Origin of the sequence: Tardiphaga alba (assembly GCF_018279705.1) — a bacterium.
Classification (GTDB): Bacteria; Pseudomonadota; Alphaproteobacteria; order Rhizobiales; family Xanthobacteraceae; genus Tardiphaga; species Tardiphaga alba.
Genome location: NZ_CP036498.1, coordinates 885,001 through 906,224, shown reverse-complemented (window position 1 = coordinate 906,224; position 21,224 = coordinate 885,001). Strand labels below are relative to the sequence as shown.

Sequence of the window (21,224 nt, the reverse complement as noted above, 5' to 3'; positions counted from 1 at the left end):
ACCGGCCGGAGTCAGTACTCCGGCCGATGTTCTTGATTTGCTCGCTTTTAGCTTATTTGCCGATGGCGTCGGTCAGTTCCGGCACCGCCTGGTAGAGGTCGGCGACCAGGCCGTAATCGGCGACCTGGAAGATCGGCGCGTCCTCGTCCTTGTTGATCGCGACGATCACCTTCGAGTCCTTCATGCCGGCGAGATGCTGGATGGCGCCGGAAATGCCGATGGCGACATAAAGCTCCGGCGCGACCACCTTGCCGGTCTGGCCGACCTGCCAGTCGTTCGGCGCATAGCCGGCATCCACCGCCGCACGCGAAGCGCCGACGCCGGCGCCGAGCTTGTCGGCAAGCGGTTCGATATACTTCGTGAAGTTCTCGCGGCTCTGCATGGCGCGGCCACCGGAAACGATGATCTTCGCCGAGGTCAGTTCCGGACGATCGCTCTTGGCCATGTCCTCGCTGACAAAGGTCGACAGGCCGGGATTCTCGGCCGCCGCGGTGTCTTCCACCGACGCGCTGCCACCTTCGCCCGCCGCAGCGAATGTGGAGGTGCGGACGGTGATGACCTTCTTGGCGTCCTTGGACTTCACGGTCTGGATCGCGTTGCCGGCATAGATCGGACGCTCATAGGTATCGGGCGCAACGACCTTGGTGATCTCCGACACCTGCATCACGTCGAGCAGGGCTGCGACGCGCGGCATGGTGTTCTTCGACCGCGTGGTGGCGGCAGCGATGATGACGTCATAGGCCGGGGCCAGCTTGACGATCAGCGCAGCCAGCGGCTCGGCGAGATCGTGGGCATAGGCTTCGTTGTCGGCGAGCAGAACCTTTGCGACGCCGTTGAGCTTCGCGGCGGCTTCGGCTGCAGCCTTGGCGTTCTGGCCGGCAACGAGGACATGCACGTCACCGCCGATTTCGGTGGCGGCGGTCAGCACCTTGTTGGTGCTGTCCTTCAGCGAGGCGTTGTCGTGATCAGCGAGAAGAAGAATAGCCATTAGAGCACCCCGGCTTCGGTCTTGAGCTTCGACACCAGTTCAGCGACGTCCTTGACTTTGACGCCAGCCTTGCGGCCTGCCGGTTCGGAGGTCTTGACGATTTCGAGACGCGGCGAAACATCGACGCCGAGCGCATCGGCGGTCTTTTCGTCGATCGGCTTCTTCTTCGCCTTCATGATGTTCGGCAGCGAAGCATAACGCGGCTCGTTCAAGCGAAGATCGGTGGTGACGATCGCCGGTGCCTTGACCTTCACGGTCTGCAGGCCGCCATCGACTTCACGGGTCACGGTGATGTCGTCGCCTTCGACCACGAGCTTGTTGGCGAAAGTCGCCTGGGCCCAGCCGAGCAATGCTGCCAGCATCTGGCCGGTCTGGTTCGAATCGTCGTCGATCGCCTGCTTGCCGAGAATGACGAGGCCCGGCTTCTCTTCGTCGGCGACCTTCTTGAGGATCTTGGCAACGGCGAGCGGTTCGACGGTGCCGTCGACCTTCACCAGGATGCCGCGATCGGCGCCCATAGCGAGACCGGTGCGCAGCGTCTCGGTGGCCTGCTGCGGCCCGATGGAGACGACAACGACTTCCGTCGCCTTGCCGGCTTCCTTGAGACGGAGGGCTTCCTCGACGGCGATTTCGTCGAACGGATTCATCGACATCTTCACGTTGGCGAGTTCGACGCCCGATCCGTCGCCCTTGACGCGAACCTTGACGTTGTAATCGACCACACGCTTGACCGGTACCAGAACCTTCATCGATCCTCTTTCGGTTGAATTTTGATCTTATGCAGCTTTGTCAGCTGACTTGGCGCGGAACCTAGAGCGCCCGCCAACCGGGGTCAACGCGCCAGACCTGAAAATCGAAGGGCTCTAGGCGCGGTATTTTTACCGATTGGCGCCCGGCACCCAGAGCACGTCCTTGGCGCCGTTATCGTTCTCTGCACGCCCTGCCACGAACAGGAAATCCGACAGCCGGTTCATATACTGGATGCCAGCATCGGAGACGGGTTCATCGGGATTTGCAGCGAGTTCCACCATGATGCGTTCCGCGCGACGGCAGATCGTGCGTGCCACATGGAGATGGGCCGCGGCCGGGGTTCCACCGGGCAGGATGAAGGAGGTCAATTCCGCCAGCGGCGCATTCAGCGTGTCGATATCGCGCTCCAGCCGTTCGACCTGGCTGGCCAGCATCCGCAGGCGCTCCGCCTTGCCCTCGCGCTGGGGAACCGCGAGATCGGCGCCAAGATCGAACAGGTCGTTCTGGATCAGGCCAAGCATGCGATCGAGCGCCGGCGACTGGGCGAGATGCAGGCGCACCACGCCGATGGCGGCATTGGTCTCGTCCACCGTGCCATAGGCGGAAACACGCAGATCATATTTCGGCCGCCGCTCCCCGGTGCCGAGCGCCGTGGTGCCGTCATCGCCGGTGCGGGTGTAGATCTTGTTGAGAACGACCATGCAGAAATCCAGTTACCTGTAGGGTGGGCAAAACGCAGCATGCCCACTCTACAATTCAGCGCCCCATCACAAACAGCGTCGCCATAGTCAGCACGATGGCGACGAATTGCAGGATCACGCGCCAGCGCATCAATTGCTGCGAACGGTTCGGCGAACCACCACGCATCATGTTGAACAGGCCGAGCAACAAGACCAGCGTCACGGCGCCGAGTGCGATCGGAAGAATGAATGTGGAGAGAAATGATCCCATGGAGGGTTAGATAGCATCGCGGATGGGGTGAGGCCATAGGCGCCCCATCACGCTTCTTTCCTGTAGCGTTCCAGATTGCCCTGCAGCATCGCCAGCACCTGGTCGCGCATAGGATCGCGGGTGCCGCGGATCCAGGCTGCCGCAAGCGGCAGGCGATTCATCCCCGAGACTTTCAACGGCACGTAACATACGCCGCGCGCCGCCATGCGCTGCGTCCAGCGCGGCACGATGGCGACGCCGATCTCGGCGGCGACGAGATTGACAATGGTCTGCTTCTCGTCGGCGATCTGCACCACATTGGCGTCCAGCCCCGCTTCTGCGAACAGCTTCATCGTCAGATCATGACTGTGTGGCCGCGATCGCCGCTCCGGCACGATCAAGGGCTCCTCGGCAATATCGGCAATCGTCAGCCTTTTACGTGACGCGAGCGGATGCCGCTCCGACAGCGCCACGACCGCCGTCTCGTGAAACAGCGGCATGAAATCGATGCGCTTGTCCGCACTCACCGGCGGCCGCACGACGGCGAGATCGAGCCTGCCGGACAGCAAGCGCGGCAGCAGGCGGATGGTCTTGTCCTCCACCAGTTTCACCGTGACCTCGGGATGATGCGTGCGCAGATCGTGCAGCAGCGCCGGCAACAAGCCAGCAGCCGCGCTATCGATGGCACCGACGCGAATGGTCGCAGCACGGGCGCGGACGCGTTCGCGGAATCCGGTTGCGAGGTGATCCGCGCGGGCGAGCAGATCGCGCGCCTCCTTGAGGAACGCCCCGCCATCCTCGGTGAGCGCAACGCTGCGCGTGGTGCGCGTCAGCAATCGCGTGCCGAGATCGTCCTCGAGCAGGCGGATATTGCGGCCGAGCGCCGACGGCATCATCTCCAGCCGCTGCGCGGCGCGCCCGAAATGCAGCTCGTCGGCGGCAGTGATGAAGCAGCGGAGTTGATGCAGGTCCATGGCGTCTTAATTATCTCATTTATTTATATAATCAAATGTGATTGAGCCCCTTCGCGGCCGGGCGCAGGGTGGAGCATCCTTCTTTCACCAGCAGAGACCCGACCATGCGTGAATATTCCATCGCGGCCATTCCGGCCGACGGGATCGGCCCCGAAGTCATCGCCTCCGGCACCCGCGTGCTGGAAGCCCTGCAGAAGCGCATCGGCGACATCGCCTTCAATGTCACCACCTTCGACTGGGGCTCGGACTATTACCGCAAGCACGGCGTGATGATGCCTGTCGACGGGCCGGCGCAGCTGAAGAAATTCGACGCCATCTATTTCGGTGCCGTCGGCGCCCCCGACGTGCCCGACCACATCACACTGTGGGGCCTGCGCCTGCCGATCTGCCAGGGGTTTGACCAATACGCCAATGTCCGGCCGACCAAGATCCTGCCCGGCATCACCTCGCCGCTGCGCGGCGTCGAGGCCGGCGATCTCGACTGGGTGATCGTGCGCGAGAACTCGGAAGGCGAATATGCCGGCTGCGGCGGCCGCGTGCATCGTGGACTGCCCGAGGAAGTCGGCACCGAAGTCGCGATCTTCACCCGCGTCGGCGTTCAGCGCATCATGCATTACGCGTTCAAGCTGGCGCAGTCGCGCCCGCGCAAATTGCTCACGGTCGTCACCAAGTCGAACGCCCAGCGCCACGGCATGGTGATGTGGGACGAGATTGCCGAAGAAGTCTCGAAGGACTTCCCGGACGTCACCTGGGACAAGATGCTGGTCGACGCCATGACCGTGCGCATGACGCTGAAGCCGCAGAGCCTCGACACCATCGTCGCCACCAACCTGCATGCCGACATTCTCTCGGATCTCGCCGGTGCACTGGCCGGCAGCCTCGGTGTGGCGCCCACCGCGAATATCGATCCGGAGCGCCGCTTCCCCTCGATGTTCGAGCCGATCCATGGCTCGGCCTTCGACATCACCGGCAAGGGCATCGCCAATCCCGTCGCCAGCTTCTGGACGGCGGCGCAGATGCTCGAGCATCTCGGCGAGCCTGATGCGGCTGCACGCCTCATGCGCGCCGTGGAAAAGGTGTGCGAAGCCGGCATCATCACGCCGGATGTCGGCGGCAAGGCTACGACCAAAGACGTGACAGACGCCGTGATCGACGCGATCCATAGTTCGAACGTCTGACGCGATTTTCCGATCGCCCCGGTCACCGGGGCGATCGTCTGCCAACAAACAAAACCAATAGTCCGGGAGGATATGATGAAAACCACCGCTACGCTTGCATTCGCGCTCACGCTGACCGGCACTGCAGCCTTTGCGCAGGGTTATCCCAACAAGCCCATTACCCTGCTGGTTCCGTTCGCGGCCGGCGGCCCCACCGACACCGTGGCGCGCGTCACCGCGCAGAGCATGGGCAAGGCGCTCGGCCAGACCATCATTGTGGAAAATGCCACCGGCGCCGGCGGCACCATCGCCACCGCCCGCGCGGCCCGCGCCGAGCCGGACGGCTACACGATCCTGATCCATCACATCGGCATTTCCACCGCGGCGACGCTGTATCGCAAGCTGCCTTACGACACCAAGACGGCCTTCGCGCCGATCGGCCTGATCACCAATGCGCCGATGACGATCATTTCGCGGAAAGACCTGCCACCGAACACGCTGGCGGAACTGGTCACCTATATCAAGGCTAATGGTGACAAGATGACGTTTGGCAATGCCGGCCTCGGCGCCGCCTCGCATCTCTGTGGCATGCTGTTCATGACCGCGATGGACAAGCAGGTTCAGACAATCCCCTATAAGGGCAACGGCCCGGTTATGAACGACCTGATGTCCGGCCAGATCGACCTCACCTGCGACCAGACCACCAACACCACCGGCCCGATCGGCAACAAGCTGGTGAAAGGCTATGCGGTCACTACCAAGGCGCGGCTGTCGTCCATGCCTGACCTGCCCACCGCCGATGAAGCCGGCCTCAAGGGCTTTGAAGTCGGTGCGTGGCACGGCATCTATGCCCCGAAGGGCACGCCGGACGACGTCGTGCAGAAGCTCACCAAGGCGCTGCAGGACGCGTTGCGCGATCCCGACCTCGTCAAGCGCTTCACCGACATCAACACCGACGTGGTGCCGCAGGATCAGGCGACGCCGGCGGCGTTGAAGGCAAAGCTCGACAGCGAGATCGATCGCTGGGCGCCGATCATCAAGGCGGCAGGCCAGTTCGCGGATTGATGACGCGACACATTGAGATCGCGGGAGTGGATGCGGTACAACTGCATCCACTCCCGCGATGCCCCAATCAGAATGTGGCGCGGATGCCGCCCTTCGTAGTCACCGTGCGGCTCTGATCCGACATCACCAGGCCTTCCACCGCACCGAACACAGCAATATTCCTGCTGGTGTGATAGTCGAAGCCCGCACCACCGACAGCACCCACGCTGCTATTGCTGCCCGGTGTAGCGAAGGACAGGTTCTGTCCGATCAGGATCGCATTGACCGTGCTATCGCCGAGCCGCTGCATCGCGACGATGCCGCCATGGACATGCGTCTTCAGCACATGGTCACCGCCGAAGAATGATGATGTTTTCGAAACATCGAATTCGGCGCGCTCTTCAATATTGTGCAGCATGCGGCTGCCGATGCTGAGCCCCTGCGCCGATCCGGTCTCGCTATAGCCGTCGAACTGGCCTGCGACATAGCGCAGCCGCGCCGTCGGCGTCAGCACATAGCCGTTGCCGATATCGAAGCGCTGTCCGTAGGCGATCTCGGGGCTGATGAACCAGCCATTGTAGCTTGCCGTCGCCGTCTGCGATCCACCATCGACCAGCACGAGACGCCGCGACGAATTGGCGGCATGGCCGCCTTGCAGGGTGATATCGATGAAATGCCTGTCCCAGGCAAAGCGGCTATAGGCGCCACCAAAAACGTAATCGGTATCCACCGTCTGCGATCCCAGATCGACCGACACGCCGCCGGCACCACCGCCGACAAAGGCGCCGACCAGCCAATCCGGCCGCAGTTTGCGATCGATGCCGATGGCACTGCCCCACGAACGCGTGTTCGACCGCAAGGTGACGTCGCTCGCATCCTGCACACGCTGGCCACCGAAGCTGTTGGCCCAGACCGTGATCGGTGTCGGGTCGGTGCGTACATCCCTGCCCGCGATTTTGCTGAAGGGCCCGCCCCTGCTGCCGTCCGGCGCATAGGCCATCGCCATCATGCCATTGGCGGACGATGCCGATCCGCCGCTCAGCCGGCCGCGCACCAGCGACGAGACGCCGCCGCTGAAATCGAGCAGCGCACGATCGGCCTGCGCAAGCGCCGTGGGATCGAGCGCAGCGATCTGCAGCCCGGAAGCCGCAACCGGCCCCTTGAAATCGCCTGCCGAGGCGGTGGCATTGAGCGTACCTTCGAAATTGATCAGGTTCGGCAACACCACCGAGGTGAGCGAGGACAGCTTGCCGCTGAGCGGCGTCACCGCAGCATTGACGACGTCACCGGTGCCGAAGCCCATGTCGATGACACCATTGATGCGCGAGCCCGCCTGCAGCGTCACGGTGTCATTCGCATTGCTGAGCTTGATCGCCACGCCGCCGGTGCCGGTGATCGTCCCGGAATTGACGATGGTGGCGGCGCCATTCGCCTGAATCCCGATGACACCGGAGATCTCGCCGGAGTTCGTCACGGCTGCCAGTCCTCCAGCCAGAACGCCATTCGCTCCGCCGGAAATGAGGCCTGTATTCGCCAGTTGGACGGCATTGACGCCATTGAGTGCATTGCCGGTCGCCCCTGTTGCGCGAATGATGCCATCATTTGCGATGATCACGTCGTTGCCCGCGACTGCATCTTTCTGACTTGAGATGACGCCCCCTTTGTAGTTGCTGATGGTCGCGCTCGGAGCGTTAATGGCAAATGCATTGTCCGCAGAGATCGTCCCGTAATTGGCGATGTTGGCTTCCTGCCCTCCAAAAACTGCTGTGGCATTGGCGCCGTTGGAGACCGAGATTGATCCCCAATTCGTCACGACGGAGCGATCCGAAAACACAGCAGAACTGCTAGCCATTACACTGCCGAAATTATCGACCCGCGCGAGATTCGAGGCGGCGATAGCGGTAATTCCTGAAATCGTTCCATGGTTGGTGACATCCGTGGTGTTACCGGCGCTGACCGCGCTAAAGAGGCCTGACACGGCGCCTCCGTTCAGGTTGACCAAGCGGATGTGGTTGGCTGCATCGATCCCGGAGTTCTTGCCCGAAATCGTCCCCGAATTCGCTGTCACATCCACGGTGTCGGCTGTGATCCCGCTGCTGCCTGAGCCAGTGGCGATGATCGATCCCTTGTTTGCGATCGTTGCCGTAGTCGCGATGATGGCGCTTCCATTGGCAATCGACGACCCGATCGCGCCGCCGGTGTCGTTGGTCAGATTCAGAGTCGCCACAGAAATGCCTGTGCCGGCGCCGAAGATCGTCTTCGCATTGACGATGTTGGCGCTCTGGCTCTGCACGCCGATGCCGTTGGCGATGATATCGCCGCTATTGGTCAGATTGACACCCGCGCTGGACCAGATGCCGACACCGTTGACGGCGGTTCCGCTGATCGCTCCGGAATTGACGACGGTGATGGTCTTGTCCGCCCACACGCCGAAATCTCCGGCGGTGACGGCGCCGGAATTCGTCAGCGACGCCGTGCCGAATGTCCCGAGAAAGGTGATGCCGTAGACACCGCCGGAAATCATGCCGGCATTGCTGATCTTGCCGGTGTCATAGAGCGACACACCGCGAAATCCGCCGGACATGGTGCCTGATGCGGAGTTGACGATGTCGCCATTCTGGATCACCACCGCATTCTGGACGCTGTCGATCGTACCGCTATTCGTGATCGTTGCCGACGCGAATGACGACACCGCCGCTCCCGTATTGCCCGTACCGGAAATCGTCCCGGCATTGTTGAGCACGACGAAACTGCCCTCGATGCCGGTATCACCGCTAACGGTGCCGTCATTGTTGACGGCGCCGCCGAGGAAGCGAATGCCCGTGTCGGTTCCGGTGACGGACGCACCGGCCCCGATATTATAGGTACCGCCCAGATCCGTCGCGACGCCATAGCCGTTGGTGCCGTTGGCATTGGTGGTGGTGCCAGTGCAGGTCACCGTGGTGATGCTGTCGACCGGCAGCGGCGATGACGGCGTGCAGGCCGCCTCGGCCTGCTGCAACGGCATGGCTGTCGCGGCGAGCAGCGCTGCGTATGCGCACCCACCGAGCAACCAGCGACGCTGATGCCACCGTGCAAGCCCGCGAACCAGTATCAGAATCATCTCTATTCCCCACCGCAAGCCGAAGGCACCCACACGGCCTCGGCATGGAGAGGTCTAGCGATGGACGACGACTGTCGGCGTCCTGCGAACGAAGGAGGCGCGCCGACAATCTGTGCGCATGATCACGCAACAATCGACGCTGTGACCAACATTGCTGCGCAGCGTCACGACGAGCTTTAAGCCGCCCGCACGCGCTGCAGGAACTCACCCACCTCGCTCTTCAGCCGCGTGCTGTCCTCCGACAGCGACTGCGCTGCAGACAGCACATGGCCCGACGCCGTGCCGGTCTCGCTGGCGCTGCGCTCGACCTCCGCGATATTGGCGCTGACCTCGATCACCGCCTGCGCGGCATGCTGCACGTTGCGTGAGATTTCCTGCGTCGACGCGCTCTGCTCTTCCACTGCTGAAGCGATGGAAGACGCGATTTCCGACATACGGTTGATGGTGCCGCCAATCGCCTCGATGGCGCCCACCGAATCCTGCGTTGCCGACTGAATGTCGAATATCTGTTTCGAGATTTCGTCCGTCGCCTTCGAGGTCTGCGCCGCCAGGGCTTTCACTTCGGACGCCACGACGGCAAAACCGCGCCCCGCATCACCGGCCCGCGCGGCCTCGATGGTCGCGTTCAGCGCCAGCAGATTGGTCTGCGACGCGATGCTGGAGATGAACTGCACGACATCGCCGATTTTCGCCGCCGCTGCCGCCAGCAGCGCCACGCGGTCGTTCATCATGCGTGCCTGATCCACCGCCTCGCCGGCAATCTGTGACGACTGCTGCACCTGGCGGCCAATTTCCACCACCGACGCCGCCATTTCCTCGCTCGCCGAAGCCACCGACTGCACGCTGGACGATGTTTCCTCCGATGCCTGCGCCACCTTGAGCGACAGATCCTGCGCATTGCTCGCGGTTTGCGACATCGAGCCCGCCTCGGCCTCGAGTTCATGCGATGCGGCAGCGACGAGTTCGATGATGCGACCAACTTCGCTTTCGAACTGGTCGGCGACCTGTTCCATATCAGCGCGGCGCGTCTCCGCGGCCTCGGCCACCTCGCGCATTTTGGTGCGGGTATCCTCTTCGGCCTTCTCGTGCGCGACGAGCTTGAAATTCTCCACCGCCCGCGCCATCGCGCCGATCTCGTCACCGCGATCCAGGCCCGGCAGCACCACGGTGAAATCGCCTTTGGCGAGTTCCTGCATCGCCCGCGTCATGCCCGCCACCGCATTGGCGATACGCTGGCCGAAGATCGCGGCGAGCAGGCCGATCAGCAGCGTGGCACCGGCAATCGCCCAGGTCATCATCTGGCGGACCTCGGCGGCGCGCAGCGTAGCGGCATCGTAACGCGCGTCCGCGGTCTTGATCAGCTCGTCGAGGCCCGGACGGTTGCGCTGGAACACGGTGGCGAAATCGGCGATCTCGTCATTCAACAGGCTCTGGGTCACCTGATAGCCGGCAAAACTCTGGCTGTAAGCCTTCATCGCCGCCTCGATCTCGGTCTGCACCGCTTCCGACAGCCCGGATTCGGACAACGCCTCCGCGAACTGCTCCTGCCGCTTGTCGAAATCTTCGCCATATTTGTCGCCGCCGCGCAGCATGAAATCCTTCTCATGCCGGCGCATCATCAGCATCAGCGTGGTAAGTCGCGGCACGTCATGCCCAGCGAGCTTCGTCTCCGCTTCATGCACGGCATTGCGCAGCCGTCCTTGCAGGCCCTCGCTTTCCTTCAATCCGAGCTGCCGCTGCATGGAAACGATATTGTTGAAACGCGTGCGGTAGAGGCTGAGACCGGACCGCAGCGCGCTGTCGCTTCTGGCGTCGTCGGTGTCGGTCGACTGCTTCATGACGCTCTCGATACTGGCGAGACCAGCGAGCAGCGTGCTCACGACCTCCTCGTGCCGCGTGACATTCTGTTCCTCGCGCGTGCGCATGAAGGCATTGGCGACCTGACCGGCCTCGAGATAGCCGGTGGCCAATGCTGCCACCTCATGACGTAGTTTCAATGCATGATCGGACGCGACCTGTGCCCGTGCGTCGAAATGCAATCCGGCAAGGCAGATCGCGCCGATCGCAACCACGCTGAGCAGTCCGAGCAACGCAATCTGCACACGCAGGCCGACACGCGGCATCACGATGCGGGAGAACTTGCGATAGGAAGTGTACGTTTTTGACATAAGGTCCGCGCGCCGATTGGAATTTTGCGGACCGGATAATTCGTCGCTTCTAACAAGAGCTAAACATCCATAGCGCAATGCCGTGGATGTGAGATGTTTATTTCATGGGGATTTGGCGCACTGACATCGCAACGTCATCAGTACGCAACACATGGCATCACGTCACATCTTCGCCAGCGGCGGAACGCGAGTATGCCAATCGGTCGCCGCTTCATGCGCGCGGCCGATACGCAGCGCGAGCGCTTCCTGATAGGGACGGCACACCACCTGCAGCGAGGTTGGCATCGCCTTCGACGTGAAGCCGATGGGGATCGCGAGGCCGCAGAAGCCGATCTGGTTGACGAAGCGCGTCAATGTCGCCGGTGTCGTCGCTTCATCCACATCGGCAAGCGGCATCGGCGGCACCTGTGAGGTCGGCGCGAGCAGCGCATCGGCCTTGCCGAGCGCCTGCAGCATCGCGGCCTTGTCGGCCTGCGCGCGCCAGCGTGCTTCGATATAGGCCTTGGCCGACACTTTCCCGCTCTGCACGCGGACGCGCACGCCCTCATCCATCGGTGAGGCCGGATTATCCGCCACCACGCCGTGGATCGCATAGGCTTCGCCCATCATGATCTCCGCCGCGCGCGAAAATTCCGGCAGCGGCTTCGGCAGATCGATGGTGACGATGTTCGCGCCGAGTGTCCTGTAGACCTCGATGGCGGCGTCATAGGCCTTGAGAATATCGGGATCGACGGGCTTGCGTTCGCGATCGTCGATGACTGCCAGCGTGAGGCCACGCACGCCGGCCTCGAGTTCGGCGAAGGGATCGCTCGGCGCGATATCCGCCGTGGTGGGGTCGCGGTCATCCGGCCCCTGCATCGCCTGGAACAGCAGCGCCGCATCGTGCACCGAGCGCGCCAGCGGCCCCACCGTATCGAGCGACGGCGACAGCGGCACGATGCCATGCAGGCTGATGCGGCCCGATGTGGTTTTCAGGCCGAACAGATTATTGAAACCCGCGGGCCCGCGCACGGAGCCGCCGGTATCGGTGCCGATGGCGATGGTCGCGAGTCGTGCAGCCACCGCTGCCGCCGAGCCATTGCTGGAGCCGCCGGCCGTATGCGGCACGTCGGCATTCCAGGGATTGCTGGGTGCGCCGAGATGCTGATTGGTGCCCCAGCCGCCGAGCGCGAATTCGACGGTATGCACCTTCCCGAGCACGATGGCGCCTTGCGCTTCCAGCTTGGTCACGATGGTCGCCGTCTGCGTCGCAACGCGATCCCGCCGCGTGGCAGAGCCGGCGGTGCAGACCCTGCCTGCGATCTCGATCAGATCCTTGACGCCGATCGGCACGCCGTCGAGCGCGCCCAGCGATTTGCCGTCCGCATAACGCTGCGTGGACCGTGCCGCGGCCGCGCGGGCTTCATCGGCATAGACGTCGATGAAGGCATGGACCTTGCCGTTCAGCGCCGCGATGCGCGCGAGATGGGATGCGACCACATCATCCGGCGTGAATTCCCGCGCTTTGTATCCGGCGACGAGTTCGCCGGCATTGAGAAAGCTCAGTTGATCCTGCGCTACGGCCGATTGATCCGACATGTCCCGTCATTCCCCATCTGTATGGCGGCCATATGCTGCCCCGATCCTGCGATAGGTCAAGACCACGCAAAGCGTGTCTCGCATGACGGAATGCAGCCGATGCGGTTGACGGCGGCCACCGTCCCCGACACAAGATTTGCTCAGAACAAGCCGGCAACCGAGAAACGACCAAGGACACAACCGACATGACCGAGCGCGCCCAGGCCATTGCCGCCAAGATCGAGACCTTCATCCGCGATGTCGTGATCCCCTATGAGAAGGATCCCCGCTGCGGCAGCCATGGCCCAAGCGACGAGTTGGTGCAGGAGCTGCGCGACAAGGCGCGCGAGGCCGGCGTGCTGACGCCGCATATCCTCGCCGACGGTTCGCATTTCACCCAGCGCGAGACGGCCATCGCCCTCATCAAGACCGGCCTGTCGCCGCTCGGTCCGCTCGCCTGCAACACCATGGCGCCCGATGAAGGCAATATGTATCTGCTCGGCAAGGTCGGCACATCGGAGCAGAAGAAGCGCTTCCTCGATCAGCTCGTGTCCGGCGCCTCGCGCTCGGCCTTCTTCATGACCGAGCCCGCGGGCGACAATGGCGCCGGCTCCGATCCCTCGATGATGCTGACCACGTGCAAGCTTGACGGCAATCACTGGGTCATCAATGGCCGCAAGACTTTCATTACCGGTGCCGATGGCGCCAAGGTCGGCATCGTCATGGCGAAGTCCGATGATGGCGCCTGCATGTTTCTGGTGGACCTGCCCGATCCTGCCATCCGCATTGTCCGCGTGCTGGAGACCATCGACAGTTCGATGCCCGGCGGCCATGCCGAAATCGACATCGACAATCTGCGCGTTCCCGCCGACCAGATGCTCGGCGCATCCGGCGAAGGTTTCAAATATGCGCAGATCCGCCTCTCGCCCGCACGCCTGTCGCATTGCATGCGCTGGCTCGGCCTGTGCATGCGCGCCAACGAGATCGCGTCGGACTATGCCTGCCGCCGCAATGCCTTCGGCAAGCCGCTGGTGGATCACGAAGGCGTCGGCTTCATGCTGGCGGAGAACCTGATCGATATCAAACAATGCGAGCTGATGATCGACTGGTGCGCGAGCGTGCTGGATTCCGGCTCGCTCGGCACCAATGAAAGCTCGATGGCCAAGGTCGCGGTCTCCGAAGCGCTGATGCGCATCGCCGACCGCTGCGTGCAGGTGATGGGCGGCATGGGCGTCTCCGGCGACACCATCGTGGAACAGGCATTCCGCGAAGTCCGCGCCTTCCGCATCTATGACGGCCCGACCGAAGTGCACAAATGGTCGCTCGCCAAGAAGATCAAGCGCGACTGGAAGGCCGCACAGCACGGCTGATCGCGACGGAACGGATCACAGCGCTGCGGATTGCTCACATAGCAAGAAGGCATGATGGGACCTCATCATGCCCGTCTTGCCATGCAGGAACCGCACCATGCTCCCTGAGGAAAAATCCGCCGGCCATACGCCGTCCGAGGCCAAGACGCTGTCGATCAGCCTGCTGCTGTGGGTCGGCGCTGCAGCGCTCGTCGTAATGATGCTGTTCGCCTATTTTCGCACCTGACGCCGCGCGCACGGCAACCTTTCCCGCGACATCCGGTTGCAACCATCTCAATCCAACGAGGATATTGCGATGGACACGTCGAAGATCAAAGAACACATGGACGTCATTTCGTCGGACCGGAAAACGGTCGGCAAGGTCGACCATCTCGAAGGCAGCGACAAAATCAAGCTGACGAAATCGAGCTCGCCTGACGGCGCCCATCATCACTTCATTCCGGTCGGCTGGGTCGATCATGTCGACGCCCATGTCCACCTCAACAAGCCCGCCGCGGAAGTCACCGCACATTGGGCCGGTTGATAACGAACGCGCCGCCCGACCACGGCCGGGCGGCCTTTCATCGAGGGAGCACATCATGCCCGACGATTACACCGACAAACGTAACGGCGCCTATGATGCAGTGACGCCCGTCGGCAAAGAGCCTTACTTCCACGCTGGTGACGACGGCCATCTGCAGCAGGTCTGGGAAAATCCAGTACCGCTGAGGCTGGCGCGCGAAGCAACGCCGCCGCTCAATCCGCGCACCGGTCGCAATCCGGCGAGATAGTCATTCACGAAGCTCGTCACATACGGCGACACATCGTGAGCAGTCGATCTCTACAGCAAGCGGAACAAGGCATGATGTCCCTTATTGAGTTCATGTGCCTCAAACAGGGATTATGCATATGAACAAGCTCATCATTGCTTCCGCCATCGTCGCATTGTCCGCCTCTGCCTCCTTCGCGCAGTCCGGAGCCAATCCAAGCGCGCCACAGCCCGGCTCCACCGGCGCAGGCGTCAATCAGCCGGGCACAACCAGTACCGGCGCTGCCGTTGATCGCCCGGATTCGAAAATGAAGAAGGACAACAATATGATGAAGAGCGACGGAACGATGAAGAAAGATGACATGAAGAAAGATGGCATGAAGAAGTAATCTTCAACTTTTCGCCATCACAGAGCCGCGCGACGCTCACTGCGTCTGCGCGGCTTTTCCGTTAAGAGCGTCACGACCGGCTCTTTTGCAGATCGATCAGTGCAATGCCGAGATCGTCGCGCTTCTTGCGGCGCAAGCAGGCGGGCGTTTCCGTGATGATGACTTCGAGCGTCGGCCGCACGGTCCCCTTGAGAAAATGTCCGCCGCGCACCGATCCATCAGCAAGGCCGAGCACGGCGTGCAGATGCAAGCCAGCCTTGCCGTCATCGCCCACAGCGACATCGCCGAGCAGGCTCAGCACTTCGCTGGCTTCGAGGACCGGGATGTCCGTGTAGGACTTAGTTTCGTAGTGATAGAAGGCCACTGTCGCCTGCTTAAAGGCGCCAATCGCAGTGATCGATGCGGCGGCGATGCCGGCGTCGTTGATATATTTCGTCAGCGCCTCGAAGGCTTCATCGCCCGTCTCGAGTATGACCACATGGGTCTTCACGCCATCGTCTGCGGACACGATCCTGCCCCTCATCCATTCACCTCCATTGTTGAATCGGTGAGTGAACGAGACGGACCTCGCGCTGTTCCCGGCCCGGACATCATGCCGCCCCGGGGCGACCGTCCCAAAACGAAAAAGCCGCCGGGATGCGGCGGCTTTTCGGGCCCTTCCCCGGTAAAGGAAGGAATTGGTTGCGGGGACAGGATTTGAACCTGTGACCTTCAGGTTATGAGCCTGACGAGCTACCGGGCTGCTCCACCCCGCGCCAATGCTTTCGGGAACATGATCCAGATGCCGGCGCCAGAGGCGCGAGCGATCCCAGATCTGAAGTTCCTGAGAAGAAGCCGGGCAGTGCCTCGGCGTGAGGGGTATCTATCAATGCCCGCCGGCTTTGGGAAGGGGCAGCGGGCATCTTTTTGCGTTTTTATGACGTGCTGGGGAGAAATACGGCCCCCTCAGCTCAGCAGAAACCCGCCATCCACGGTGACCGTGCTGCCGGTCATATAGCGCGACGCGCCAGAGGCCAGCAGCAGGATGGCGCCATCGAGATCGCTCTCATGGCCGACCCGGCGCTGGGCGATGCGCTTGACCAGCTTTTCGCCAACCGGCGTGTCCCAGGCGGCGTGGTTGATGTCGGTATCGATATAGCCCGGCGCCAGCGCGTTGACGCGGATGCGGTGCGCAGCCAGTTCCAGCGCCAGCGCTTTGGTGGCCTGCACGATGCCAGCCTTCGAGATCGCATAAGGCGACACCGCCTTGGTCAGGCCGAAGCCCAACACCGAAGCGATGTTGACGATATTGCCTTCGACCTTGTGCGCGATCATGCGGCGCGCCGCTTCCGTCGCCGCGAAGTAAGCGCCTTTGAGATTGGCGCCCATCACCGAATCCCAATCGGCTTCGGTCTGATCGATGGCCATCTTCTCCACGGCAATGCCGGCATTGTTGATCAGCACGGTGACCGGCCCAAGCGCCTTCTCGGCAGCGTCAAACGCCTTTGCGATCGAGGCATTGTCGGTGACATCCATCGACACGGCGAAAGCGCGGCCGCCTTTGTCGGTGATCTCCTTCTGCAGGGCCTCCAGCTTGCCGGTCTGCCGCGCCGCCAGCACCACGGCGGCGCCATGCGCGGACAACACGCGCGCGAACTGGCGGCCGAGCCCCTGCGAGGCGCCGGTGACGAGGATGACTTCCTTGGAGACGTCGAATATAGCGGACATGGTCGTTCCCTGCTGCGTGCTGTTCTGTTGGCCTAGTGATAGCCGGCCTTGCAGCGATCGCAAAACCGCGGGGATTATCCGGATTTCTATCGCGCGGAATTGCCGCGCCGTGAGGGCGCGATGAACAGTTTCGACGTCGTCATCTATGCCGCGCTCATCGTGGCTGTCGTGCTCGGCTTTCGCGCCGGCCTGTTGCGTAGCGCCGTCACCATTCTCGGCTATCTTGTTGCCGCGCCCATCGCCATCTGGATCACCGGCCTGATCCTGCCGCAGGCGACGACCACATCGCAGGCGCAGAATTCACTGATCTTCTTCGCCATGTTTCTGGTCGCGGGCATCGTGCTGGGCTCGCTGCTGCGCCTTGCCGTCAATGACCTGATCGGCGCGCATATCGGCATCGGCGACAGACTTGGCGGCGCATTGCTCGGCGCCATCCGCGTCGGCCTGATCGCGTTGACCCTGGTGCTGATCTTTGATCAGCTGGTGCCGGCCAATATGCAGCCGCCCTATCTCACCGGCTCGCATCTGCGTCCGCTGCTGTCACGGCTCGGCCAGACCGGCATTCGCTCGCTGCCGCCGGATGTCACCACGCGCTTTGATCAGTTGAAGCGCGGGCAGCGGCCATAGACGCGTCTGCGCATATCCACCCGGCTTACCTCGCATGGCGGGAACCGCTAGAGTGTGCGCCATCGACAAGTTAGACATTCAGGGAGAGACATCGTGGATCTTGGAATTAAAGGCCGTCGCGCATTGGTCTGCGCATCGAGCAAGGGTCTCGGGCTTGGCTGCGCCGCAGCGCTTGCCGCCGAAGGCGTGCATGTGACCATGACGGCGCGCGGCGGCGATGTGCTCGCTGCCGCCGCCGCCGAAGTCCGCAAAGCCAATCCGGGCGTCGAGGTTATTGAGGTGGTCGGCGACATCACCACGCCGGAAGGCCGCGAGGCCGCGCTGAAAGCAGCCGGCCAGATCGACATTCTCGTCAACAATGCCGGCGGCCCGCCGCCCGGCGATTTCCGCAACTGGACCCGCGACGACTGGATCAAGGCCATCGACGCCAATATGCTGACGCCGATCGAGCTGATCAAGGCCACGGTGGACAGCATGATGGAGCGCAAGTTCGGCCGCATCGTCAACATCACCTCGGCCGCCGTGAAGGCGCCGATCGATGTGCTCGGCCTGTCCAACGGTGCTCGCTCGGGCCTCACAGGCTTTGTCGCCGGCCTGTCGCGCAAGACCGTGCGTAACAACGTCACCATCAACGGATTGCTGCCCGGCCCGTTCAACACCGACCGCATTCGTGGCGTAGCTGCGGGTCAGGCGAAGAACAGCGGCAAGTCCGTCGAAGAAATCCTCAAGCAGCGCGCCAGCGAAAATCCGGCGGGCCGTTTCGGTGAAGCCGACGAGTTCGGCCAAGCCTGCGCCTGGCTGTGCAGCGCCAAGTCGGGCTTTATCACCGGCCAAAACATCCTGCTCGACGGTGGTGCGTTCCCGGGCACGATGTAAGAGCATCGCACCCCATGCAAAGAAGGGCGGTCGGCGTGAGCCGATCGCCCTTCTTCTTTCCCAGATCAATGCACGGGCGTCGTGCGCTCGTCGGCCCATTCTATGCCGAATTCTTCCAGCCCCTCTGCCAGCAGATCGCCCAGCAATGGCTCGCCAAGCAGATAGCGCGCCGTACGGCCATTATTGCCCTCCGCCGCCTCGCGGCGCAGATCGGCCCATTCGTCGATCGTGGCGTCGCCGCGGCCGAGCCGCATCAAAGCAACGAGATCGGTTTTCTCATCTTCACTCAGGGCGGCGATGAAGCCGGCGATCTCCTTAACGACGGGATCGCTGCCGTCATCCTCCAGCACATCGATCATCCTGTCGTCGGCACCGTTCGAGCCCTCATCGGTATCGACCTCGATATCCTTGGCGTCGAATTGCCGGGCCTTCTCGATCAGGAAGCCGACTTTATCGGATGAAATGGCGAGTTCTGGCATAATGCGCTCCTCGGAAACAGTTGTGTCGCTTCCAACGCACAGCAATGCGAGATGATCCATTGCGCCAGCAGCGCAAAATCCGCATCCTCCTGCCCAAATAAGAACACGGGAGTGAACGCCACATGCAGTGGACAATCGGCAAGGTCAGGATCACGCGAATTCTCGAAAGCCGGACGACGGGGAGCACGCGCTTCATCCTTCCGCAAGCCGGCCCCGACGAGGTGAAAGCCCTGCCCTGGCTGATCCCCGAATTTGCCAATGAGGAAGGCCGGCTGAAAATGTCGATCCATGCGCTGGTGGTGGAAACGCCGACGCGACGCATCATCGTCGATACCTGTCTCGGCAACGACAAGGAAGGCCGCTCGGTGCCGACCTGGAATCATCTCGACACGCCGTTCCTGCGCCACCTCACCGAGGCCGGTTTCGCGCCCAACAGCATCGACACCGTGCTGTGCACGCATCTGCATGTGGACCATGTGGGCTGGAATACGCGGCTGGTCGATGGACGATGGATGCCGACCTTCCCGAATGCGCGCTACCTCTTCGGACGCGACGAATATACGTACTGGAAGGACCATAGCGAACGGCCCGAATACATCGCCGTGTTCAACGACAGCATCAAACCGGTTGTCGATGCCGGGCTGGTCGATCTCATCGCAGCCGATGCCACTGTCGCCAATGAAATCACGCTGATCCCGACGCCCGGCCACAGCCCCGGCCATATGAGCGTGCATATCAAATCGGGCGGGGAAGAAGCTTTGCTCACGGGCGATGCCGCGCATCATCCCGTGCAGATGGCGCATCCCGATTGGGCCTCGACGGCTGATTCCGATCCCGCACAATCCATCCGCTCACGACGTGAGCTGTTTACGCGTTTTGCAGACACGCCGACGCTGGTGATCGGCGGTCACTACGGCGCTGGCCACATCAAGCATGACGGCGATGCTTGGCGTTTTGATGCGCTGCAAAACTGAGCAGCCACGCGGATTGAATTTCGCCGCGCGGTGTTCCACAACTTCAGCCGCCAAATAAAGGCTCCAGGGAGACGACAATGAAACTCGTAAGATACGGCGCGTTCGGCAGCGAGAAGCCGGGACTGATCGACAATACCGGCAAGCTGCGCGACCTCTCCGGCAAGATCAAGGATTTCGCCGACGACGCGTTCTCGCCGGACAATCTGGCCAAGCTCGCCGCCATCGACCCCGCCTCGCTCCCCGAAGTCACAGGCCAACAGCGCTATGGCTCGCCGGTCGGCGGGAAGCCGAAATTCATCGCCATCGGCCTGAACTATGCGGACCATGCCGCCGAATCCAACATGCCGATCCCTTCCGAGCCCATCGTCTTCATGAAGGCGCTGAATTCACTCTGCGGCCCCAATGACGATGTCGAGAAACCGCGCGGCTCCACCAAGCTCGACTGGGAAGTCGAACTCGCCATCATTATCGGCACGAAAGCCAAGTATGTGTCCGAAGCCGATGCGTTGAAGCATGTCGCCGGCTATGCCGTGTGCAACGACGTCTCCGAGCGTTTCTTCCAGATCGAGCGTGGCGGCCAGTGGACCAAGGGCAAGTCGCACGACACGTTCGGCCCGCTCGGCCCGTGGATCGTCACCAAGGACGAGATCGCCGACGTGCACAAGCTCAGCATGTGGCTCGATGTCAATGGCAAGCGCTGCCAGACCGGCTCGACCGCCACCATGATCTTCAATGTGCCACAGATCGTGTCATATCTCTCCGGCATGATGACCCTGATGCCCGGCGACATCATCACCACAGGCACCCCGCCGGGCGTCGGCCTCGGCATGAAGCCGCCGAAATTCCTCGAAGTCGGCGACGTCATGACCCTCGGCATCGAAGGCCTCGGCGAGCAGAAGCAGAAGGTCGTGGCGGCTTAAGCCACCGTTGCTGTCAGCCGTCATTGCGAGCGCAGCGAAGCAATCCAGAAACCAAGTGAAGAATGACTGGATTGCTTCGTCGCTGACGGTCCTCGCAATGACGAAAATCCAATTCAAAGGACTCCCAATGAAATTGACTTTCTCTCCGACCTCGCCCTTCGTCCGCAAGGTGCGCATCGCCGCGACCGAACTCGGACTGATCGACAAGATCGAGATGGTGCCGACGGTCGTCGCGCCGACACAGATCAACGCGGCCTATGCGCATGACGTCAATCCGCTGCGCAAGATCCCGGCGCTCATTCTGGACGATGGGCTGGTGATCGTCGACAGCTACAACATCACCGAATATCTCGATGAGCTCGCTGGCGGCGGAAAACTGATCCCGTCATCGGGCAGCGCGCGCTGGAAGGTGAAGAGCGAGCACGCCATGATCCAGGGCATGACCGAATCCATGCTGCTGTGC

Annotated in this window: 23 protein-coding genes and 1 tRNA gene (1 of these 24 running past the window's edge); 12 read left to right on the top strand and 12 right to left on the bottom strand. The window is 62.3% G+C overall.

Annotated elements, in window-relative coordinates:
- Positions 1–52: 52 nt before the first annotated feature.
- The 5 genes from RPMA_RS04295 to RPMA_RS04275 form a co-directional block, all read right to left on the bottom strand.
- A complete protein-coding gene (locus RPMA_RS04295) occupies positions 53–988 on the bottom strand; it encodes an electron transfer flavoprotein subunit alpha/FixB family protein (RefSeq protein ID WP_211911687.1) in 936 nt (311 codons plus the stop codon).
- The gene (locus RPMA_RS04290) at positions 988–1,737 is read right to left on the bottom strand and encodes an electron transfer flavoprotein subunit beta/FixA family protein (protein WP_211911686.1); all 750 of its coding nucleotides are present in this window, start codon (positions 1,735–1,737) and stop codon (positions 988–990) included. Before RPMA_RS04290 ends, RPMA_RS04295 begins: the two co-directional genes overlap by 1 nt.
- A gap of 129 nt (positions 1,738–1,866) precedes the next feature.
- Positions 1,867–2,439 carry a cob(I)yrinic acid a,c-diamide adenosyltransferase gene (locus tag RPMA_RS04285; protein ID WP_211911685.1) on the bottom strand — a complete coding sequence of 191 codons (573 nt, stop codon included), beginning with the start codon at positions 2,437–2,439 and terminating at the stop codon, positions 1,867–1,869.
- A gap of 55 nt (positions 2,440–2,494) precedes the next feature.
- On the bottom strand, positions 2,495–2,689 hold the full coding sequence (locus RPMA_RS04280; RefSeq protein ID WP_211911684.1) for a twin transmembrane helix small protein: 195 nt from the start codon (positions 2,687–2,689) through the stop codon (positions 2,495–2,497).
- Positions 2,690–2,736: 47 nt separating this feature from the next.
- Positions 2,737–3,642 carry a LysR family transcriptional regulator gene (locus RPMA_RS04275; RefSeq protein WP_211911683.1) on the bottom strand — a complete coding sequence of 302 codons (906 nt, stop codon included), beginning with the start codon at positions 3,640–3,642 and terminating at the stop codon, positions 2,737–2,739.
- 104 nt (positions 3,643–3,746) lie between these two features.
- Here RPMA_RS04275 and RPMA_RS04270 point away from each other — a divergent pair, with 104 nt between their 5' ends.
- A complete protein-coding gene (locus tag RPMA_RS04270) occupies positions 3,747–4,820 on the top strand; it encodes a tartrate dehydrogenase (RefSeq protein ID WP_211911682.1) in 1,074 nt (357 codons plus the stop codon).
- Positions 4,821–4,892: 72 nt separating this feature from the next.
- A complete protein-coding gene (locus tag RPMA_RS04265; RefSeq protein ID WP_211911681.1) occupies positions 4,893–5,864 on the top strand; it encodes a tripartite tricarboxylate transporter substrate-binding protein in 972 nt (323 codons plus the stop codon).
- A 67-nt stretch (positions 5,865–5,931) separates the two neighbouring features.
- On the opposite strand, the gene RPMA_RS04260 is transcribed toward RPMA_RS04265, so the two are convergent.
- The 3 genes from RPMA_RS04260 to RPMA_RS04250 all read right to left on the bottom strand — a co-directional run bounded on the left by RPMA_RS04260 (position 5,932) and on the right by RPMA_RS04250 (position 12,692).
- On the bottom strand, positions 5,932–8,850 hold the full coding sequence (locus tag RPMA_RS04260; RefSeq protein WP_211911680.1) for an autotransporter outer membrane beta-barrel domain-containing protein: 2,919 nt from the start codon (positions 8,848–8,850) through the stop codon (positions 5,932–5,934).
- A gap of 272 nt (positions 8,851–9,122) precedes the next feature.
- Complete coding sequence (locus tag RPMA_RS04255) at positions 9,123–11,114, bottom strand: methyl-accepting chemotaxis protein (protein ID WP_211911679.1); 1,992 nt, start codon at positions 11,112–11,114, stop codon at positions 9,123–9,125.
- Positions 11,115–11,276: 162 nt separating this feature from the next.
- Positions 11,277–12,692 (bottom strand): amidase, encoded by a 1,416-nt coding sequence (locus tag RPMA_RS04250; RefSeq protein WP_211911678.1) that lies wholly within the window; start codon positions 12,690–12,692, stop codon positions 11,277–11,279.
- 185 nt (positions 12,693–12,877) lie between these two features.
- On the opposite strand from RPMA_RS04250, the gene RPMA_RS04245 reads away from it, so the two are divergent.
- The 5 genes from RPMA_RS04245 to RPMA_RS04230 all read left to right on the top strand — a co-directional run bounded on the left by RPMA_RS04245 (position 12,878) and on the right by RPMA_RS04230 (position 15,178).
- Complete coding sequence (locus RPMA_RS04245; RefSeq protein WP_211911677.1) at positions 12,878–14,041, top strand: acyl-CoA dehydrogenase family protein; 1,164 nt, start codon at positions 12,878–12,880, stop codon at positions 14,039–14,041.
- A 97-nt stretch (positions 14,042–14,138) separates the two neighbouring features.
- The gene (locus RPMA_RS28220) at positions 14,139–14,267 is read left to right on the top strand and encodes a hypothetical protein (RefSeq protein WP_256438193.1); all 129 of its coding nucleotides are present in this window, start codon (positions 14,139–14,141) and stop codon (positions 14,265–14,267) included.
- Positions 14,268–14,336: 69 nt separating this feature from the next.
- A complete protein-coding gene (locus tag RPMA_RS04240; protein ID WP_211911676.1) occupies positions 14,337–14,564 on the top strand; it encodes a DUF2171 domain-containing protein in 228 nt (75 codons plus the stop codon).
- 55 nt (positions 14,565–14,619) lie between these two features.
- The gene (locus RPMA_RS04235) at positions 14,620–14,811 is read left to right on the top strand and encodes a hypothetical protein (RefSeq protein WP_211911675.1); all 192 of its coding nucleotides are present in this window, start codon (positions 14,620–14,622) and stop codon (positions 14,809–14,811) included.
- A 118-nt stretch (positions 14,812–14,929) separates the two neighbouring features.
- Positions 14,930–15,178, top strand: a complete 249-nt coding sequence (locus RPMA_RS04230; protein WP_211911674.1) for a hypothetical protein — start codon at positions 14,930–14,932, stop codon at positions 15,176–15,178.
- Positions 15,179–15,248: 70 nt separating this feature from the next.
- Here the strand turns inward: RPMA_RS04230 and RPMA_RS04225 are convergent, their stop codons facing one another.
- The 3 genes from RPMA_RS04225 to RPMA_RS04215 all read right to left on the bottom strand — a co-directional run bounded on the left by RPMA_RS04225 (position 15,249) and on the right by RPMA_RS04215 (position 16,885).
- Positions 15,249–15,686 (bottom strand): PPC domain-containing DNA-binding protein, encoded by a 438-nt coding sequence (locus tag RPMA_RS04225; protein WP_211911673.1) that lies wholly within the window; start codon positions 15,684–15,686, stop codon positions 15,249–15,251.
- Between the two features lie 170 nt (positions 15,687–15,856).
- A tRNA-Met gene (locus RPMA_RS04220) sits at positions 15,857–15,933 on the bottom strand.
- 190 nt (positions 15,934–16,123) lie between these two features.
- Positions 16,124–16,885 carry an SDR family NAD(P)-dependent oxidoreductase gene (locus tag RPMA_RS04215; RefSeq protein ID WP_211911672.1) on the bottom strand — a complete coding sequence of 254 codons (762 nt, stop codon included), beginning with the start codon at positions 16,883–16,885 and terminating at the stop codon, positions 16,124–16,126.
- 120 nt (positions 16,886–17,005) lie between these two features.
- Between RPMA_RS04215 and RPMA_RS04210 the strand changes: the two genes are divergently transcribed.
- Both RPMA_RS04210 and RPMA_RS04205 read left to right on the top strand, forming a co-directional pair.
- Positions 17,006–17,512: a CvpA family protein gene (locus tag RPMA_RS04210; protein WP_211911671.1), complete on the top strand. Its 507-nt coding sequence runs from the start codon at positions 17,006–17,008 to the stop codon at positions 17,510–17,512.
- 93 nt (positions 17,513–17,605) lie between these two features.
- Positions 17,606–18,388, top strand: a complete 783-nt coding sequence (locus tag RPMA_RS04205) for an SDR family oxidoreductase (RefSeq protein ID WP_211911670.1) — start codon at positions 17,606–17,608, stop codon at positions 18,386–18,388.
- A 65-nt stretch (positions 18,389–18,453) separates the two neighbouring features.
- Here RPMA_RS04205 and RPMA_RS04200 read toward each other — a convergent pair whose 3' ends face one another.
- A complete protein-coding gene (locus tag RPMA_RS04200; RefSeq protein ID WP_211911669.1) occupies positions 18,454–18,867 on the bottom strand; it encodes a DUF3775 domain-containing protein in 414 nt (137 codons plus the stop codon).
- A gap of 122 nt (positions 18,868–18,989) precedes the next feature.
- On the opposite strand from RPMA_RS04200, the gene RPMA_RS04195 reads away from it, so the two are divergent.
- From RPMA_RS04195 to RPMA_RS04185, 3 genes are all read left to right on the top strand, one after another.
- Positions 18,990–19,841, top strand: a complete 852-nt coding sequence (locus tag RPMA_RS04195) for an MBL fold metallo-hydrolase (protein WP_211911668.1) — start codon at positions 18,990–18,992, stop codon at positions 19,839–19,841.
- A 77-nt stretch (positions 19,842–19,918) separates the two neighbouring features.
- Positions 19,919–20,761 (top strand): fumarylacetoacetate hydrolase family protein, encoded by an 843-nt coding sequence (locus RPMA_RS04190; protein ID WP_211911667.1) that lies wholly within the window; start codon positions 19,919–19,921, stop codon positions 20,759–20,761.
- A 127-nt stretch (positions 20,762–20,888) separates the two neighbouring features.
- Positions 20,889–21,224, top strand: partial view of a glutathione S-transferase family protein gene (locus RPMA_RS04185; RefSeq protein WP_211911666.1) — the 5' portion only. Its footprint extends 279 nt past the window's final position; the window shows 336 of its 615 coding nt (coding positions 1–336); the start codon lies at positions 20,889–20,891; the stop codon falls past the right edge of the window.

What these genes read in the sequence shown, in the direction of transcription:
- RPMA_RS04255 (WP_211911679.1), bottom strand. Translation starts at nt 11,114, where the DNA reads ATGTCAAAAACGTACACTTCCTATCGCAAGTTCTCCCGCATCGTGATG.
- RPMA_RS04210 (WP_211911671.1), top strand. Translation starts at nt 17,006, where the DNA reads ATGAACAGTTTCGACGTCGTCATCTATGCCGCGCTCATCGTGGCTGTC.
- RPMA_RS04245 (WP_211911677.1), top strand. Translation starts at nt 12,878, where the DNA reads ATGACCGAGCGCGCCCAGGCCATTGCCGCCAAGATCGAGACCTTCATC.
- RPMA_RS04230 (WP_211911674.1), top strand. Translation starts at nt 14,930, where the DNA reads ATGAACAAGCTCATCATTGCTTCCGCCATCGTCGCATTGTCCGCCTCT.
- RPMA_RS04240 (WP_211911676.1), top strand. Translation starts at nt 14,337, where the DNA reads ATGGACACGTCGAAGATCAAAGAACACATGGACGTCATTTCGTCGGAC.
- RPMA_RS04260 (WP_211911680.1), bottom strand. Translation starts at nt 8,850, where the DNA reads ATGCCGTTGCAGCAGGCCGAGGCGGCCTGCACGCCGTCATCGCCGCTG.
- RPMA_RS04280 (WP_211911684.1), bottom strand. Translation starts at nt 2,689, where the DNA reads ATGGGATCATTTCTCTCCACATTCATTCTTCCGATCGCACTCGGCGCC.
- RPMA_RS04265 (WP_211911681.1), top strand. Translation starts at nt 4,893, where the DNA reads ATGATGAAAACCACCGCTACGCTTGCATTCGCGCTCACGCTGACCGGC.
- RPMA_RS04215 (WP_211911672.1), bottom strand. Translation starts at nt 16,885, where the DNA reads ATGTCCGCTATATTCGACGTCTCCAAGGAAGTCATCCTCGTCACCGGC.
- RPMA_RS28220 (WP_256438193.1), top strand. Translation starts at nt 14,139, where the DNA reads ATGCTCCCTGAGGAAAAATCCGCCGGCCATACGCCGTCCGAGGCCAAG.
- RPMA_RS04295 (WP_211911687.1), bottom strand. Translation starts at nt 988, where the DNA reads ATGGCTATTCTTCTTCTCGCTGATCACGACAACGCCTCGCTGAAGGAC.
- RPMA_RS04275 (WP_211911683.1), bottom strand. Translation starts at nt 3,642, where the DNA reads ATGGACCTGCATCAACTCCGCTGCTTCATCACTGCCGCCGACGAGCTG.
- RPMA_RS04250 (WP_211911678.1), bottom strand. Translation starts at nt 12,692, where the DNA reads ATGTCGGATCAATCGGCCGTAGCGCAGGATCAACTGAGCTTTCTCAAT.
- RPMA_RS04200 (WP_211911669.1), bottom strand. Translation starts at nt 18,867, where the DNA reads ATGCCAGAACTCGCCATTTCATCCGATAAAGTCGGCTTCCTGATCGAG.
- RPMA_RS04270 (WP_211911682.1), top strand. Translation starts at nt 3,747, where the DNA reads ATGCGTGAATATTCCATCGCGGCCATTCCGGCCGACGGGATCGGCCCC.
- RPMA_RS04285 (WP_211911685.1), bottom strand. Translation starts at nt 2,439, where the DNA reads ATGGTCGTTCTCAACAAGATCTACACCCGCACCGGCGATGACGGCACC.
- RPMA_RS04195 (WP_211911668.1), top strand. Translation starts at nt 18,990, where the DNA reads ATGCAGTGGACAATCGGCAAGGTCAGGATCACGCGAATTCTCGAAAGC.
- RPMA_RS04290 (WP_211911686.1), bottom strand. Translation starts at nt 1,737, where the DNA reads ATGAAGGTTCTGGTACCGGTCAAGCGTGTGGTCGATTACAACGTCAAG.
- RPMA_RS04190 (WP_211911667.1), top strand. Translation starts at nt 19,919, where the DNA reads ATGAAACTCGTAAGATACGGCGCGTTCGGCAGCGAGAAGCCGGGACTG.
- RPMA_RS04235 (WP_211911675.1), top strand. Translation starts at nt 14,620, where the DNA reads ATGCCCGACGATTACACCGACAAACGTAACGGCGCCTATGATGCAGTG.